At 37.7% G+C, this 16,542-nt stretch carries 11 protein-coding genes; 5 read left to right on the top strand and 6 right to left on the bottom strand.

What is annotated here, in order from left to right; translation table 11 throughout:
* Positions 1 to 438: 438 nt before the first annotated feature.
* A complete protein-coding gene (locus tag K9B36_RS04200) occupies positions 439 to 3,351 on the top strand; it encodes a bifunctional diguanylate cyclase/phosphodiesterase (protein ID WP_223700738.1) in 2,913 nt (970 codons plus the stop codon).
* Between the two features lie 254 nt (positions 3,352 to 3,605).
* On the opposite strand, the gene K9B36_RS04195 is transcribed toward K9B36_RS04200, so the two are convergent.
* Positions 3,606 to 4,181, bottom strand: coding sequence for a DUF2777 family protein (locus K9B36_RS04195; RefSeq protein ID WP_223700737.1), 576 nt, complete (start codon positions 4,179 to 4,181; stop codon positions 3,606 to 3,608).
* 244 nt (positions 4,182 to 4,425) lie between these two features.
* Between K9B36_RS04195 and asnB the strand changes: the two genes are divergently transcribed.
* The 4 genes from asnB to K9B36_RS04175 all read left to right on the top strand — a co-directional run bounded on the left by asnB (position 4,426) and on the right by K9B36_RS04175 (position 10,484).
* Positions 4,426 to 6,273, top strand: a complete 1,848-nt coding sequence (gene asnB / locus K9B36_RS04190) for an asparagine synthase (glutamine-hydrolyzing) (protein WP_223700736.1) — start codon at positions 4,426 to 4,428, stop codon at positions 6,271 to 6,273.
* Positions 6,274 to 6,662: 389 nt separating this feature from the next.
* Positions 6,663 to 8,189, top strand: coding sequence for a phytoene desaturase family protein (locus tag K9B36_RS04185; protein ID WP_223700735.1), 1,527 nt, complete (start codon positions 6,663 to 6,665; stop codon positions 8,187 to 8,189).
* Entirely contained in the window at positions 8,186 to 9,685 is a 1,500-nt protein-coding gene (locus K9B36_RS04180; protein WP_223700734.1) for a phytoene desaturase family protein, read from the top strand. The genes K9B36_RS04185 and K9B36_RS04180 overlap by 4 nt, the downstream gene beginning before the upstream one ends.
* Positions 9,651 to 10,484 carry a phytoene/squalene synthase family protein gene (locus tag K9B36_RS04175; RefSeq protein ID WP_223700733.1) on the top strand — a complete coding sequence of 278 codons (834 nt, stop codon included), beginning with the start codon at positions 9,651 to 9,653 and terminating at the stop codon, positions 10,482 to 10,484. Before K9B36_RS04180 ends, K9B36_RS04175 begins: the two co-directional genes overlap by 35 nt.
* 523 nt (positions 10,485 to 11,007) lie before the next feature.
* Here the strand turns inward: K9B36_RS04175 and K9B36_RS04170 are convergent.
* The 5 genes from K9B36_RS04170 to K9B36_RS04150 form a co-directional block, all read right to left on the bottom strand.
* Positions 11,008 to 12,498, bottom strand: a complete 1,491-nt coding sequence (locus tag K9B36_RS04170) for a phytoene desaturase family protein (RefSeq protein WP_223700732.1) — start codon at positions 12,496 to 12,498, stop codon at positions 11,008 to 11,010.
* The gene (locus K9B36_RS04165) at positions 12,495 to 13,604 is read right to left on the bottom strand and encodes a glycosyltransferase (RefSeq protein WP_223700731.1); all 1,110 of its coding nucleotides are present in this window, start codon (positions 13,602 to 13,604) and stop codon (positions 12,495 to 12,497) included. Before K9B36_RS04165 ends, K9B36_RS04170 begins: the two co-directional genes overlap by 4 nt.
* An 18-nt stretch (positions 13,605 to 13,622) precedes the next feature.
* Positions 13,623 to 14,291: a lysophospholipid acyltransferase family protein gene (locus K9B36_RS04160; RefSeq protein WP_223700730.1), complete on the bottom strand. Its 669-nt coding sequence runs from the start codon at positions 14,289 to 14,291 to the stop codon at positions 13,623 to 13,625.
* Positions 14,260 to 15,051, bottom strand: coding sequence for a carotenoid biosynthesis protein (locus K9B36_RS04155; RefSeq protein ID WP_223700729.1), 792 nt, complete (start codon positions 15,049 to 15,051; stop codon positions 14,260 to 14,262). Before K9B36_RS04155 ends, K9B36_RS04160 begins: the two co-directional genes overlap by 32 nt.
* Before the next feature lie 108 nt (positions 15,052 to 15,159).
* Positions 15,160 to 16,536 (bottom strand): ammonium transporter, encoded by a 1,377-nt coding sequence (locus tag K9B36_RS04150; RefSeq protein WP_223700728.1) that lies wholly within the window; start codon positions 16,534 to 16,536, stop codon positions 15,160 to 15,162.
* Between the last annotated feature and the right edge of the window lie 6 nt (positions 16,537 to 16,542).

Raw genomic sequence — 16,542 nt, 5'->3', positions numbered from 1 at the left:
AAGTAACTTTTATAATTTAAATAGGAAAAGAGCACGACAAGGACAGTGTTTACAGAGTATATCCAGCAAATGTAAAAGCAACATAAGATGCGAAAACAACCTATAAAGCATACGTTTAGAAGCCTGATTATTGATAAAATGATCAGGCTTTTTTAATTTTTCTGTCTTTTTACTGCGCCAGTCTTCACTTTCTGCAGGCTGTGGGGGCCACACAAGAACTTATAGCTAAAGCAGAAAACAACAGGGAGTGGAACGGAGTACAGCCTATTATCAGGTTGGAGTATTTGTTTGGGTGAAATTCACCACCTATATTCTTCTACGAATGTTTTCATCTTTCCATGTTTTCCACACTATAACTATGGTAAAGTTAAATTAAACAAATTGTCCATAAAACACTTAATATGTAAAAAGATGTAGAACTTATAGGAGCTATTACTTATGAAAATGTACAATCTCGTCTGCTCACATCTAAATGATATAGGTCGATTTATCCAGAAGCATCAAATTGATGATTCTTCTTCGGTGTTTATTCAAATGTATACTAGAATAAAAGACAATGACTTGCTACATGCATGGATAACTGAAATCATTTGCAAGCTCCCACATGCTCATCTTGTAGGTGCAAATACGACCGGAGAGATATGCAACGGAAAGATTTCAACCAATGAAGTTGCGCTATCTTTTGTAGTGTTTGAAAAAACAAGTTTACATACCACCTTCTTTCCTATAGAAGATATTTCACATGGGAGCATGAGAAAAGACATGCTGCATCAATTGTTTACAGATTCTACGAAACTTGTAATCTTTTTAGGAAATGGACTTCATCATGAATATGATCCGATAATAAAAAGTCTGGCAGAACATTCTAGCGGAACTTATATTTTCGGAGCCATAATGGGCGTTGATTCTACCTCTGGAGAAACACTTATGTGGCTCAACGATTACATAATAAGTCGTACAGGACTGATTGCAATAACCTTTGAAAGTGATGAATTAAATGTATATCCTTTTACAAGCAACAGTTGGAAAGAAATTGGTACCTCCTTCTCCATAACTAAATCAACAGGCAACATAATTAAAGAAATAAATAATAAAAAGCCCCTCGATTTTCTAAGAAAATACTTAGGTGAGCATGTTGTGAAAGGTTTGCCGTCCAGTGGTTCATTATTCCCGTTAATGGCAACAAGAAACGGTAAAAAAACACCGCTATTTATTATAAGTGTATTAGAGGATGGTTTGATACAAGTAGACCGAGAAGTGTTCCAAGGGGAAACATTTACTTTTTCATATGCTGATTACCAAGGGATAATTGACAATTCTACAAAGTATGTAAAAAAACTTCAAAACAAACCTGTTGAATCCATATTCACTATTACTAGCATGGCGAGAGCGCGTTATTTTAATGATTTTGTTCAAAAAGAAATAGATATCTACCAACAAATAGCTCCGACATTTGGTTTCTTTTCCTACGGAGAAATTATTAATCCTTCAAGAGGAGAAATTGATTATGTGAGCTTTTCATCCATTCATATTGCTCTTAGTGAATCAAGTGATGTAGGAGTAATTCCTGCTTTAGATATCGATTTCGATATTACGGGTGCTTCTAATGCTGTTCTTGGTCTTTCCCATTTAATCGATGCGTCCTCGCAAGACGTTGTGGAGCTTAATAAAAGCATGGAAAGATCAGAGCAAAGGTATAAATCCTTATTTGATCACAATACAGATATTGTCTTTTCCATAGATCTATTCGGCAGAATTTTGAGTGTGAATCCAAGATTTTCAGAGATATTTGGCTTTACAGAAAAACAACTTTTGAGAAAAAGCGCCCTATCATTTTTAAAACCAAATGACGTAGAACGTGTTACCAATCATTTCTATAAAGCACTGCAAGGTATTGAGCAGACCTATGAAGTAAAACTAGTAGAAAGAGATGGTCAAGAAAGTACGTATTTAATAAAGCATATTCCGATAATTGTGGATGGGCAGAAAGCGGGAATCTATGGTATAGGACGAGATATTACTGCCCAAAAGAAAGCAGAAGAACGAGTAGCATATCTAGCCTATTATGATCCTGAAACAGCTCTTCCAAACAGACAAAATTTCAGTGAACGGTTGTGTAATGAGCTAAGAGAGATTAAATTAAAAAAAGTAAAGCAAAAAATAGCGATTCTATTTATTGATTTTGATCGATTTAAACTTATTAATGATAGCTTGGGGCATTATGTTGGAGATGAATTACTAAAATTAATTATTGAAAGAATGCAAAAGACTATCCCGGCATCAAGCTATTTAGGACGCTTTGGAGGAGACAAATTCACCCTTTTACTCGCTTCAATCAAGTCTATTGACGAAGTAATAAATGTGGCACAAGGGCTTCTGAATGTTATAAAAAAACCGATAGTATATAATGACCAAGAATTTTATGTAACAGCTAGTATCGGCGTGAGTATGTACCCAAATGACGGGATTGATGACGATAGCCTTCTGAAAAATGCGGATGCCGCAATGAACCAAGCAAAAAAGATTGGCGGCAATCGAATCAAATTTTATTCTACCGATATGAACAACCAGGCACTCTATAGAATTGAATTAGAGAGCTATTTAAGAAAAGCTTTGGAGAAAAAAGAGTTTTTCTTATGTTACCAACCGTTTGTTGATATTCAATCAGATAAGGTCATTGGTGCAGAAGCACTTATTCGTTGGAATCATCCGAAGTTAGGGCTTGTTTCTCCTGCAGAATTCATCCCATTAGCAGAGGAAACAGGACTTATTACGGAAATCGGAGCTTGGGTATTGATGACTGCTTGTCAAGATGCTAAAAGATGGCAAGAGAAAGGCCTTGGTTATCTAACCATCTCCGTAAATGTATCAGCACATCAATTTCAACAGTCTTCTTTTATCGACGAGGTAAAGAAAGCTTTGGGAGCGAGTGGACTTGCTCCTTCTTATTTGCAGCTTGAATTAACTGAAAGTGTAATGCTGCGGAATGCAACGTATAGTATTGCTTTAATGCAAGAATTGCAAAATCTTGGTGTGCAAATTTCAGTAGACGACTTTGGAACTGGTTATTCTTCCTTGAGTTACTTAAGGGATTTACCAATTAACAATTTAAAGATTGATCGTTCCTTTATTAAAAATTTACGTTTCGATACGAAGGATGTTGCTATTGTAAACGCAATTGTTACTATGGGAAAAGGTTTGAATTTAAAAGTCATTGCAGAGGGTATTGAAACAGAAGAGCAGTTGCACTTGCTTGATAATCTTTCTTGTGATGTCGCTCAAGGATTTTACTTGTCCAAACCGTGTAAAGTTGATGACTTTGAACATTTTATCGAGAGTCGATTTTATTAGTTTTAAGGTTGTGTTCGCTTTTATGTTGATTTTACGTAAGTTGGTACCACACCACCATTACAATCGTTGCTGTCGTGCTCTTTTTCTGTAAAATTAAAAAAATTACTCTTCATTTTAAGTGAGTTGGGCTTCGAAAAACCCAAATACCGTTTTTAAAAGCTTATAGCAACAACCTTTTAGAAATGCGCCAAATTAAAAAAGCCGCTAATCACTTTGCAAAAAAGCGCAAGGGATTGACGGCTTTTTTTTTGCTATTATTCTGCTTTACGTTGTTCGAGATTTGCAATCATATAGCGTTTCCCTGTTTGAAGGGTATATTCAAATCGGTCGGCACCGTGCTTTTCCCTAGAAAAGTGATGCTGAACACTGCAGATGAGAGTTCCGTTGTCGTAGACCAAGAAATTAACGCCTCTTTGGTTCTTCTCTTCAAGAAATTGCATGGTATTATGGCAGTAAATGCAATCATATAAAGATATTTCATTTGAGTTCAATAGTTTAGTAAACCGATAAAATGCCTCTTCTGGGAGCTCCTCAAGTAATTCCATGTAAGGGTACGGCAGACGCTTCCTTACTCTTACTGCATCCCCATTGTTCAATTCATAAAGGTGTTGTGTTTGCAGCAAAATTTCCCCAGTCTCTAAAAAGACACCAGGCACCCATTCGTTAGAAAGAAGAATTTCAATACCATTTTCCGTTAGTTCCTCAAGTAAAAAGGCTTCATCATCTTCCGCTTCAAAAAAAATCCACTGTTCATTAATATTTTCAACTGTTCCACATGTATAGGAACGTTTTTGACTGTATATGATGTTTCGTCTTTTTTGAAGATTCACAGGTATTCCTCCAGTGATGAACGTATAGTAATGCTTTATCCTTATTCCCAAATTCTGCCCTTCTTTTTATCTCTTTAAACAAAAAATTCCGCTCATAAACCTGGTTTAGATTAACATTAGGCCCAAAAGAAATGGTTGAGAGGAGGACTAACACGGAAAAAGGGATTGAAGCATTCTAAAAATTCATGGTATAAGCCTTATTTGCATAGTATAAAAAAGCCTTGATTAAGGAGTGGATATTTATATGTGTGGAATAACAGGGTGGGTAGACTACCAAAAATCAATAAAGCATGAAGAGCCTATCGTGAAGAAAATGGCAGAAACATTATCACATAGAGGCCCTGATGATACAAATATTTGGCTGGATGATCATGCAGCATTCGGACATAAGCGTCTAGTGGTGGTAGATCCCAAGGGTGGGGTACAACCAATGACAAGAGAGAAAGATGGATATCAGTATACCATCTGCTATAATGGGGAGCTCTATAATACGGAGGATATAAGAAAAGAGTTAGTACAAAAAGGATATACCTTCCAAGGACATTCCGATACAGAGGTTTTACTTACTTCTTATATAGAGTGGAAGGAAGAATGCCTGGATCATTTAAACGGAATTTTTGCTTTTGCTATTTGGGATTCACAAAGAGAACAATTATTTGTCGCAAGAGACCGGCTTGGAGTAAAGCCATTATTTTATCATGAAAAAAATGGAAAGCTTTTATTTGGATCAGAACTTAAAGCCATTCTGGCGCATCCGTCGATTACAAGTGAGGTTTCCTATGATGGCTTAGCGGAAATATTCGGATTAGGTCCATCCAGATCACCAGGGCATGGCTTGTTTAAAGATATCAATGAACTTCGTCCGGCACATCTTTTAATCTATTCGCGTAATGGTTTACGAATAAAACGGTATTGGAATGTAACTAGTAAACCACATACGGATAGTTTTGATGAGACAGTGGAAAAGGTTCGATATTTATTTACAGATGCTGTAACAAGACAATTAGTATCAGATGTACCTGTTTGTACATTTCTCTCTGGAGGTCTTGATTCAAGTGCAATAGCAGCAGTAGCCGCTAATTTCTTTAAAAAGGAAGGAAAATCACCTCTACACACATATTCAATTGATTATGAGGAGAATAATCTATATTTTAAAGCAAATGAATTTCAGCCTAACTCAGATGAGAAATGGATTAGAAAAATGACAGAAACATTTGGAACAGTCCATCACTATTCAGTTATATCTCAGGAAAGTCTTGCTGCCAATTTAAAAGAAGCAGTACTAGTAAGGGACCAACCAGGAATGGCAGATATTGACTCGTCTTTGTTATGGTTCTGTCGTGAGATAAAACAAAATTATGTTGTTGGTTTGTCTGGTGAATGTGCAGATGAAATATTTGGTGGCTATCCATGGTTTCACCGTCCTGAAGATTTGGCTTCAAGAAATTTTCCTTGGATGCGTTCTACAGAAGCGAGGATGGATCTTCTTCGGCCTGAATGGAAGCAGAAATTACAATTGGATGATTATATAACTGCAAGATTTGAAGAAACGATTGCAGAGACTCCCCGTTTAGATGGAGAAAGCAAAAAAGAAGCACATAGAAGAGAGCTTTTTTATCTGAACATGATATGGTTTATGACAACATTGCTTGATCGAAAAGACAGAATGAGCATGGGAGCCAGTTTGGAAGTGCGTGTACCATTTGCCGATCATCGGCTTGTGGAATATGTCTGGAATATCCCTTGGGAAATGAAAATGCATGGTAATCAGGAAAAGGGTATTTTACGTAAAGCTTTAGAGGGTGTTCTACCAGATGAAGTTCTTTATCGAAAAAAGAGTCCTTATCCTAAAACGCATCATCCAGTGTACACAAAACTGGTGAAAAATTGGCTGCAGGAAATCTTGCAAGACAAAAATACTCCGTTGTTGGAATTTTTACAAAAAGAGAAACTGCAGGAGATTGTAAATTCAGAAGGCAAGGCATTTCAAGTTCCGTGGTTTGGGCAACTTATGACCGGCCCACAACTGCTAGCACATCTTGCTCAAATTCACGTATGGTTTACAGAGTATGGTGTTACGATAAAAGAATAGATTGCTATGTTAAGGGTTGGCTTAGCCATGGGTGTTAGGTCGATTCCTTGAGTTATGACTGCGGGGTTTCCTGTCTACGGTGGTAGGGCATTGTAGAGGGGGAACTTTTTTAGTCTATTTAAAGACAAGCTTAGTATACTAGTGGATATTATCTCATAGAAACAAAGTAAGTACATGAAAAGAGGATGAGGCTGCGGATGATGTACGTTCCCGGGCAAAGTAAGTACATGAAAAGAGGCGTTGGAGCAGGATGATGTACATTCCCGAGCAAAGTAAGTACATGAAATACAATAATTCTTGTATCATATAATCATGTTGTGTATAATATTTGTATAATGTTTGTTTAGTTAGAAGGCCAGTTTCTAAAATGCAGATGCGGGGGCATAGGGATGAGTAAAAAAATAATTATAATAGGGGCGGGCCCAGGTGGATTGGCGGCCGCGATGATGCTATCTGCAAATGGATATAACGTGACAGTACTTGAAAAACAATCTTATGTTGGGGGAAGAAACTCTTCCATAAAGTTAGGTGAATTTATCTTTGATATGGGTCCGACTTTCCTAAGTATGCCCCACATTGCAGAAGAAATATTTCATGAATCTAATAGAGATCTTCATGACTACATAAAATTAATAGAACTAAAGGATATGTATGAACTAGTATTTCCGGATAAATCTTTTATGGTTACACGAGATCAGGAAGCTATGATCAATACCATCGAAAAGTATTTTCCTGGTGATGGCGCAGGGTACAGTCGTTTTATGAAGGAAACAGAACAAAAGATGGCAGCATTAACTCCGATTCTTCAAGGGAAAATGGATAAGTTCTATCATTACATGCAATGGAAGGTTCTTAAAGCCTTACCTCAGCTCAACTTAGGAAGCAGTTTATATGATCAGTTAAGCAAATATTTTTCAGCAGAGCAGTTGAAGCTAGCTTTTACCTTTCAGTCGAAATACTTAGGGATGTCTCCTTGGGAGTGCCCTGGTGCTTTTTCCATTCTTTCCTACATGGAGCATGCTTATGGAATTTTTCATCCAATTGGAGGTGTCAATCAACTCTCCGAAGGAATGGCGAAAGTAGTGAAAGAGCATGGCGGTACCATTGTTCTAGACAAGGGTGTCAAAAAACTTTGGCTAGATGGAAGAAAAGTAAAGGGAGTTATTTTAGATGATGGAAGCAAAATGGAAGCAGATGAAGTGGTAGTAAATGGGGATTTTGCTCATATTATGACAAACCTTGTAGATGAGGGTGTGCTGAGGAAATATAGTAGAAAGAAGCTTGAAAAGAAAAAATACTCTTGCTCTACTTTCATGATCTATCTGGGTTTAAATAAAACATATGAGTTGCCGCATCACACCATTGTTTTCGCTGCGGATTATAAGAAAAACGTAGAAGAAATCACTAAAACTAAAAAACTATCAGAGGATCCATCCATCTATGTTCAAAATGCCTCTGTGACAGATCCCACTCTTGCGCCGAAGGGGAAATCGGCTCTTTACATTCTTGCTCCTGTACCGAATAACTTCAGTAAAATAGATTGGGAAAAAAATAAAGAAGCGTTTAGGCAACTTGTGTTTCAGACATTAGAAGAAAAAACAGGCTTTAAAAATTTGGAACAACACATAGAAGAGGAAAAAATATTAACTCCAGATGACTGGGAAAAGGAGATTCTTGTTTACAAAGGTGCCACCTTTAATCTTGGTCATCAATTATCACAAATGATGGTATTAAGACCTCATAATAGATTTGAAGAATTGGAGAACTGTTGGCTGGTTGGCGGCGGTACCCATCCTGGAAGCGGCTTACCAACTATTTTAGAATCAGCAAGAATCACAACACATCTGCTAAGGGAAAAACACGAAAGCTTCTCACTAAAAGAGATTCGTGCTCAAAGATTGGAGAGGGTTCAATGACTATTCCGCATATAGCAATAGCCGGTGCTGGAATAGGTGGCATGATTACTGCTCTTCTTTTAAAAAAGAACGGCTTGGATGTTACTGTTTATGAAAAGAATAACCAAGCTGGTGGTCGTCTCGCCTTTCTTGAAAGAGAGGGGTACCGGGTGGATAAAGGGCCAACGATTGTCCTATTACCTGACATGTTGACTGAAATTCTGGATGAAGCTGGAGTACCTAAAGAATCGTGGAATCTACTAGGATTGGATACTTTATATTCCCTTCATTTTAAAGATGGTACGGTATATACAAAATATAAAAATATTGAAAAACAGAAGAAAGAAATAGAAGCCGTTTTTCCTGGTGAAGGAAAAGGCTTTCAACGATACATGAATGATATGAAGGAGAGTTTCGATTTAGGAAAGGTAGCTTTTCTCGAAAAATCGTTTACAAGAAAACGGGATTTCTGGACTCTGAAAAATACAGCGTCTTTAATAAAACTAAAAGCCTACCAATCTACCAAAAAGCTTGCAAGCAGCTATTTTACCAATCCTAAGTTACAGGAAGCTTATTCTCTACAAACACTTTACATTGGAGGTAATCCTTTATCAGCCCCAGCTATGTATAGTCTGATTCCATATAGCGAGCATGCGCATGGCATTCATTACGTTAAAGGAGGATATGCCACTCTTGTAGAAGTGTTATTAAAGGAGATGAATGAAAAGGGCATTAAAGTTTTCTTTAATAGTAAGGTAGAGGGTATGAGTAAGGAGAAAGACAAGATAACTGCGATAACGGTTAATGGAGAAGAGAAGAAGGTAGATGGATTAGTGTGGAATGGTGATTTTCCTTCTATTGCTAAGATCACTAAGGAAAAGAAAAAATATATACCATCTTCAGGTTGTGTGCTTTTGTACTTCGGTGTTAATCATCAATACCAGTCGAATGTGCATCAATTCTTTATGAGCGAAGACTTTAACATGCATATGAAAGAGGTATTTAGAGATAAGAAAATCCCTACTGATCCTTCCTTTTATACCTTTAATCCCACGAAGATCGACCCAACACTAGCGCCGCCTGGTAAAAGTGTTTTATATGTATTAGTGCCTGTTCCCTCAGGTGGCAATATTGATTGGAGCAAGGAGAAAGTATTTATTGACAAGATGATCAAGCAAATAGAAAAGAGGGCATTCCCTGAGCTAAGAGGGAAAATAGAGTGGATGGAAGTGCGTACACCAAACGATGCAGAAGCAGAAGGGTTATTCCAAGGTGGAAGCTTTGGTATTGCTCCAAAACTGCTTCAGTCAGGGGTGTTTCGTCCCCAAGCAAAGCCTTCTTCGCTGAAAAACGTATACGCAACAGGGGCGTCTGTTCATCCAGGTGGAGGAATACCGATTGTAATGCAAAGTGCTAAGCTTGCAGCAAATCAACTTCTAAAAGATTTTAACGAACCTTCCAAGGTAAAGGATGTGAATTCTCATGAACGAGTTAACAAAGGCTTATCAACATTGTGAAGATATCATAAGAGAACATTCAAAGACATTTTATAAAGCTTTTTTTCTTTTACCTTCTGAAAAGAAAACAGCAGTATGGGCTGTTTACGCATTTTGCCGTCAAGTCGATGATATTGTGGATGAGGGGGTACAGCCTAAAATAGAGCTGCAAAAGTTTAAAGAGCACTTTTTAATGTTTCTCAATGGTTCTTTACCTTCAGATAATCCTATGTGGTTGGCGTTAAATGATGTTTTCTCCCGATACGACATGGATGTTCAGGCTTTTCATGATATGATTTCAGGACAAGAGATGGATCTGTATAAAACAATGTACTATACAGAAGAAGAGGTTCTGCACTATTCCTATCATGTAGCAAGTTCAGTGGGCTTAATGTTGTTACCTATCCTTGCTCCAAGAAATAAGTCAGCCTTGCGTCAGGGCGCAATTGCCTTAGGTCAAGCGATGCAGATTACAAACATACTACGAGATGTAGGTGAAGACCTTGCTCGTGATCGCATATACTTACCGATTAAAAAATTAGAAAAAGCTGGCTACACTATTGAAGAATTAGAAAAACATAGAGTGAATAAAGCATTTATCAAGGTTTGGGAGGAAATGGCCGTAGAAGCTGAGCGTCTTTATGAACTAGCTTTAAACACTATCGATCTTTACCCGGTTGATTCTCGTACACCAGTTAAAGGTGCTGCCTACCTATATCGTGCAATCTTAGGGTCAATTCGTCAAAAAAATTATAGCGTTTTCCACACAAAGCACTATATTACTCGTGAAGAGAAACAGAAGATTTTATTAGAAATGTAGAATAGGATATAAGAGTACCCCCTCTGCTATGCGGAGGGGGCTATTTCCCGTTGGCGTTATTTTACTCAAAGGTAAGTAGCGTCTAGCTTCAGACGCTAGAGACTATCATACTTCCCTCGCTGCTAGCTAGTTCTTCTGTCGGAAAGCATGATGCCACGTGTACTTCCTTGTTTTGGAGGTGGAGCGAACAAAGTACATGAAAATAATAAATCCGAAGAATGATGTACTAACAGTGCATACCAGGTGCCCGAAAAAAAGATAGATGTAGAATTATGTATCGGAGTTTGCATCTAACACACCAAAAGCCAGGACAGATTTATTAAGCTTAACAGAGGGTTTAGTACAAACATGCCTCACCAATATACTCTTTTGATCTCATTTGAATCCAAAAATCCTCTAGGCGTCTAAACTAAAAGGACCGGACAGTTGGTGCCCGGTTTTTCTTCAGGGGATATTAATTTCTGGATATAATGTTACTACTTACAAGGGGGAAATTACGAAAAGTAAGCTATAACCGTACAGCTTAACTGTCAGTATTATTCTCCCAAACCTGAGCTATGGTATTTGCTACATTTATTCCCGATAATGTTACCATAGGCGATCCTCCCCCAGGGTGGGTTGATCCTCCCACAAAATATAAATTTCCAATATCTCTTGCTTTGTTTCGCGGCCGGAAAAATGCATCTCGCTTACGGTTGGATGCTGCACCATAAAGGGAACCTTTAAAAGCTCCAAATTTGGATTGAATATCTTGAGGTGTAATAATCTTTTCCACTTTAAGATTGGCATTTATTGATAGTCCATGACTTTCAAGAGTGGTATATATCTGCTTTTTGTACTCTTCAATAAAAATGCTGTTATCGGCACTACTTGTTACAGCAGGTGCGTTAACAAGAATAAAAAGATTGTCTCCATGTGGACCTTTATCCAGTTCAGTGACAGAGGAATTACTAAGATAGATAGTAGGATTACTAGCGTATTTTCTATCTTTCATAAGTTCGATAAACTCTTTGTGATAATTAGTGGAAAAATAAACGGAATGGTGAAGCAATTGCTCATTTCTTTCTTGAAGGCCTGCAAGGATTACCAGAGCCGAGATAGAAGGTTCATATGAAGCTGCTTTTTGATTTGAAAAGTGTGAACGATCTTTTTCATGAACAAGGTCAGGATATGCTGCTAAAAGATCGGCATTCATTACAAAGATATCCGCATAATAGATTTCCTCATCAGCCACTTCAACAGAAACTGCTTGTTTATTTTTCACCACAATTTTTGTAACAGCACAATCTGTTCGTATTTCTACACCTAATTTTCTTGCAATCTTCTCAAATGCTTCAGCTATCTTCCAATTTCCACCCTTAGCGTAATATACTCCATCTACTAATTCCAAATAGGAGATTAAAGCAAAGGTAGCGGGCGAAATATAAGGAGACGATCCAATATAAGTGGCATATCTATCTAGTGCCTGAATGACGAAGGGATTTGTAAAATAGCGTCGATTAAATTGATGAAGAGAAGTTAAAGGTTTTACTTTTGAAAAAGATGCACCTAAACTTGGTGACAGATAATCTTTGGTGGATGTGAAGGTTCTCCGGAAAAAATGTGTCTGTCCAAGCTTATAAAGCTCTGTTACTTTTGTAAGATATGCATGATAATTCTTTGCGCCAGTTGGATCAAGCCTGCTGAGTTGCTCTAACATTATTTCTCTATCTGTACTAAAATCAAACTTAGTACCATCCGATGAGACATTTCTTGTATGTGAATGTAATTTAATAAAAGTGAGATACTCGTCAGGATTTTCTCCGCTAAGCGCAATTACCTCACGAAATACATCAGGCATGGTAATTGTATTTGGACCAAAATCAAAGTATGTTTCACCTAGCTGAACAGCCATTAATTTTCCGCCAAGGTGACTGTTTTTTTCTAAAATCGTAACTTTAAAGCCTTTAGCCGCTAAGGAAATAGCAGCGGCTAAACCACCAAGCCCTCCACCTATAACAATTACCTTCTTCATTTATAATTCCGCCCTTTCCATGTATAGGCTTGATTTTTTAGCGATTTCCACATCGAGGCGTGCATGATGACGATAAATGCAATAGCGCTAAATGGCATGAATAAGCAAAGAATGAGGCTTTGCTTTGTTTGAAGATCAACATACAGCTTTTGTATCCAAACTAGTAAAAGAGGAAGTGTGTACCAAACCCCGTAGAAAGGAGCGAAAAAGGCTAATAGTAGTGGGAGAATAAAAAAAATGCTGTAATAAAAGGTTAAACCAGCGACCATAACTGAAGACTTCCCGATACCAATGTAAATATTTTTTAAAAAGCCATTCCATACTTCCTCATTTGTTTCATACATATGGCAGGTAACGTATGGAGTAGCGTTAATTAAACAGACGCCATACCCATGACTTTTCACCATACGTGAGATATGTACATCCTCTACGATGGAATCTTTAACAGACTCGTGTCCTCCAATTGAGTGATAAGCATCTCTTTCAAAGAACATAAATGCCCCATGTGCAGCAGTTGCAGGTTTATAACGAGTATAGTTTGCCAAAGCGAGAGGCAGGTGCAGCCAGATGACAAAATGCTGTATCGGAACAAGCAATTTGCTTAACCAGGAAGTAACAGGGAAGTGTGGAAAGCCTGTTACTAATTTAATGTTCTTTCTCTGAAAAAAAGGGAGCATTCTTTCAATTGTATTAGAACGGAGTCTTACATCTGCATCTAAAAATAAAAGGTAGGTACCTTTTGCCTTTTTAGCCAGTTGAGAACAAGCATGAACTTTACCTGCCCAGCCCTTTTTTAGTGGAGCGCCCTTTAAAAGGTGATAACGTGTCTCTCCTTTTATCAAGTTTTCTACTAATTTATAGGTAGCATCAGATGAGTGGTCATCTAGAAAAATATATTCTACATTTGGGTAGGAAAGTTCCTTTAAGTTGGCGATTAAGGGACCTACATTTCTCTCTTCGTCCCTCATTGGGACAAGGACCGAAACAAGAGGTTGTCCTTTAAATTTCTCCCAGCTATTATAGGGAGGATAAAAGAAACCGTTAATTATGATCCAGAGAAAAGACAGCCCAAGCAGAAGGGATAAAAGGTAGATTAAGATTTCCAATAGACGCTCCCTCCAAACCTATAGTATATTTTTATATTGATCTAGACTCTTGGTGATAACTTCCTGTTTTAAGCTGTCTAGAAGAAAGGTGAAATGTGATTCCAGTTCAAGATTTTTTTCCTTTACAAGAGAGCCTTTTAATTCAGCTGAAACGAGTGGTTTTCCTATTTTTATATAAATTTCGGGCTTCCGCTCATTTCCAAAAGTGTAATATAATCCAACAGGAACAATGGGAATATCACTGTTTTTAACGATATGTATCGCGCCAGGAAGAAAAGCGAGCGGCCTGGTTTCAAGATGATGTTCATCTCCTTGAGGAAACAACCATAATGCTTTCCCATCCTTTAACTTTTCTTTGGCATAATTAATCGATTGAACAATATCCTTTGGGTTTTGACGATTTACAGAGAATGCACCAATTTTACGAAAAAAAGGATATTCTTTTATTCCTTTTTCATGCATCATACAATAGCTTTCTTGCTTGATAATATGTCTATTTAAGTGAAAAATAACAAGTGGATCCCACCATGTACTATGATTAGCAATAAATAGAGCAGAGGTGGAGGGGAGCGTTACGATATTTGTTTCTGTTGCCCAATAGATCCCTTTAAATTGAAATGATAAAAAACGTTTATTAAACTGATCAAAAAAGAATTCAAATGCTTTGCTTTTTTTTGCTGGAATCATTAAAAAACTCCTTATGCTTAAAAGTGCCAATATAAAGTAGCAGCGTCGGAACTATGGTAGCAAAGAATGCTAGGAAAAGATTAACAGAAAGTGCAATAACACAGAACATGGCTATCATTAAGCCATATAGGACATACATATTCTTTTCCCAATAGGTATTCTCGTTAGACACCATTCCCTTAGTAAAGTGAAATAAAAGAAGATGAAAAACCAAGGCTAAAGCAAACCAACTAAAAAAGTTGTACAAAGGAATATCATAGTAAAAACTCTCGCCAGTCCAAATCCAATATTCTTTTGCAATAAAAGAAACAGGGTCGATAATTAAGTCCAGAATCACTGTGGCCCCTGCAGCTGTCAAAGATTTGATCAAAATAGATGAATTAGGAAAAATCCTCACAGCCATAACATGAGAAGTTGCAATAACCATTATCCAGGCGAACCCGATGGTGATTGGTACTTCAAACAGTTTTGGCCCAAAATAGGCATTATAATAATAATCACCAAATAAAATTCCGTACTTTACTCCAAAATGCTCTGCGGCCATAGAAACAAAAAAGATAAATAATGCTGCTGCTATACCTATTCGATAATAATTTTTTATTAAGTAAATTGCTCCAAGGGAACCTGAAGTAATAAGAAAAACAACATTTGCCCACTCTAACCAAGGTGGAAGTAGATCGAAGGTTAATAATATGACCCCACATATGTACCAAAAGATAAAAAAACGATAAATACTTCGTTCCCATTTGCTAACTTGCATCTGATTCACCTCCATGAGAAATTATAGCATTTGGGTTGAATGTTTGTATAGGTTTTGTACATATAAAAAAGCGATCCAATAAGTAATGGACCGCTTTTTCTATTGGTTTTAAACTTCTTTGGCTTTTGGTTTAGGTTTACGGCCAATACTATCTAGTCGATGAACAAGTCCTGTGCCGAATTCAGGGGTAGAGCTATTATCAGAATAGAGGGATTCTCTTAGTTCGTAGGCGGATGAACCGTGCTCTGCAAAATCCAGTCCGGCAATTTCTTCTTCCTTTGTCACACGAATGCTGCTGAAACGAGTTACTAAGTAAAGAAAACTTCCTACTGTAAGGACCGTCCAAGCGATAACGGCAACAACTCCAAGAGCTTGAATACCTAGTTGGCTAATACCTTCACCGTAAAATAATCCTGTGGATGTGGAAAACAAACCAACAGCGAGTGTTCCCCAAATTCCGCAAACACCATGTACGGCAATCGCGCCAACTGGGTCATCTAACTTTAACTTTCTATCAATAAAGGAAACTGCCTCCACTAGTATAACGCCAGCGATTAGTCCGATAATAATAGCACCGATTGGAGATACGTCTCCTGTTCCAGCTGTAATACCCACCAGACCAGCTAATGCGCCGTTCAGGGTAAGTGATGCATCAATTCTTTTATAGCGGAGTTGTGAGTAGAACGCAGATGCTATAACCCCGGCAGATGCAGAAAGTAATGTAGTTGTGATTACGTGAGGTATTAACTCTGGATCTGCTGCCAATGTACTACCTCCATTAAAACCAAACCAGCCAAACCATAGGATAAATACACCTAATGCACCAAGTGGGATATTGTGACCTGATATAACATTTACTTTTCCATTAGCATATTTACCTATCCGAGCCCCTAAGAACTTCACTGCAACCACTGCTCCTAAAGCACCAGTTAAGTGAACAACAGTAGAACCAGCGAAATCTGTGAATCCAAGTGTTGCTAACCAACCGCCACCCCAGACCCAATGGCCCACAACAGGGTAAATGAAAGCGGTCATCGCTACTGTCAATAATATATAGCTGCTAAGTTTAATACGTTCAGCAACCGCCCCAGAGATAATAGTTGCACAAGTTGCAGCAAACATAGCTTGGAATACAAAGAATCCAAGTTCTCCTTCATGACCTGATAGCATAAATCCTTCAGTACCGAGGAATCCACCAGCAGAAGAGCCAAACATAATGGCATATCCTACAATTAAATATAGAACCGAACCGATGGAAATGGTTAAAAAGTTCTTCATAAGGATGTTCAGGGAGTTTTTAGATCGTGTGAACCCTGACTCTACCATAGCAAATCCTGCATGCATAAAAAATACTAATAACGCCCCAATCATGATCCATACCATATCCATGGATACGCTCAATGCTTCCACTGTAGGTGCTTGTGCGTGTGCGGTAGATCCAAGTAATAATCCGCCTGTCGATAATAAGCCAATTTTCTTTATCATAATTAT

Origin of the sequence: Sutcliffiella deserti (genome assembly GCF_020037475.1) — a bacterium.
Lineage (GTDB): Bacteria > Bacillota > Bacilli > Bacillales > Bacillaceae_I > Sutcliffiella_A > Sutcliffiella_A deserti.
This window is presented reverse-complemented; position numbering and strand designations above follow the sequence as displayed.

Bases quoted from the DNA above. Each gene is read 5' to 3' on its own strand.
- K9B36_RS04200 (WP_223700738.1), top strand. From the start codon at position 439: ATGAAAATGTACAATCTCGTCTGCTCACATCTAAATGATATAGGTCGA.
- asnB (WP_223700736.1), top strand. From the start codon at position 4,426: ATGTGTGGAATAACAGGGTGGGTAGACTACCAAAAATCAATAAAGCAT.
- K9B36_RS04185 (WP_223700735.1), top strand. From the start codon at position 6,663: ATGAGTAAAAAAATAATTATAATAGGGGCGGGCCCAGGTGGATTGGCG.
- K9B36_RS04180 (WP_223700734.1), top strand. From the start codon at position 8,186: ATGACTATTCCGCATATAGCAATAGCCGGTGCTGGAATAGGTGGCATG.
- K9B36_RS04175 (WP_223700733.1), top strand. From the start codon at position 9,651: ATGAACGAGTTAACAAAGGCTTATCAACATTGTGAAGATATCATAAGA.
- K9B36_RS04170 (WP_223700732.1), bottom strand. From the start codon at position 12,498: ATGAAGAAGGTAATTGTTATAGGTGGAGGGCTTGGTGGTTTAGCCGCT.
- K9B36_RS04160 (WP_223700730.1), bottom strand. From the start codon at position 14,291: ATGATTCCAGCAAAAAAAAGCAAAGCATTTGAATTCTTTTTTGATCAG.
- K9B36_RS04155 (WP_223700729.1), bottom strand. From the start codon at position 15,051: ATGCAAGTTAGCAAATGGGAACGAAGTATTTATCGTTTTTTTATCTTT.
- K9B36_RS04150 (WP_223700728.1), bottom strand. From the start codon at position 16,536: ATGATAAAGAAAATTGGCTTATTATCGACAGGCGGATTATTACTTGGA.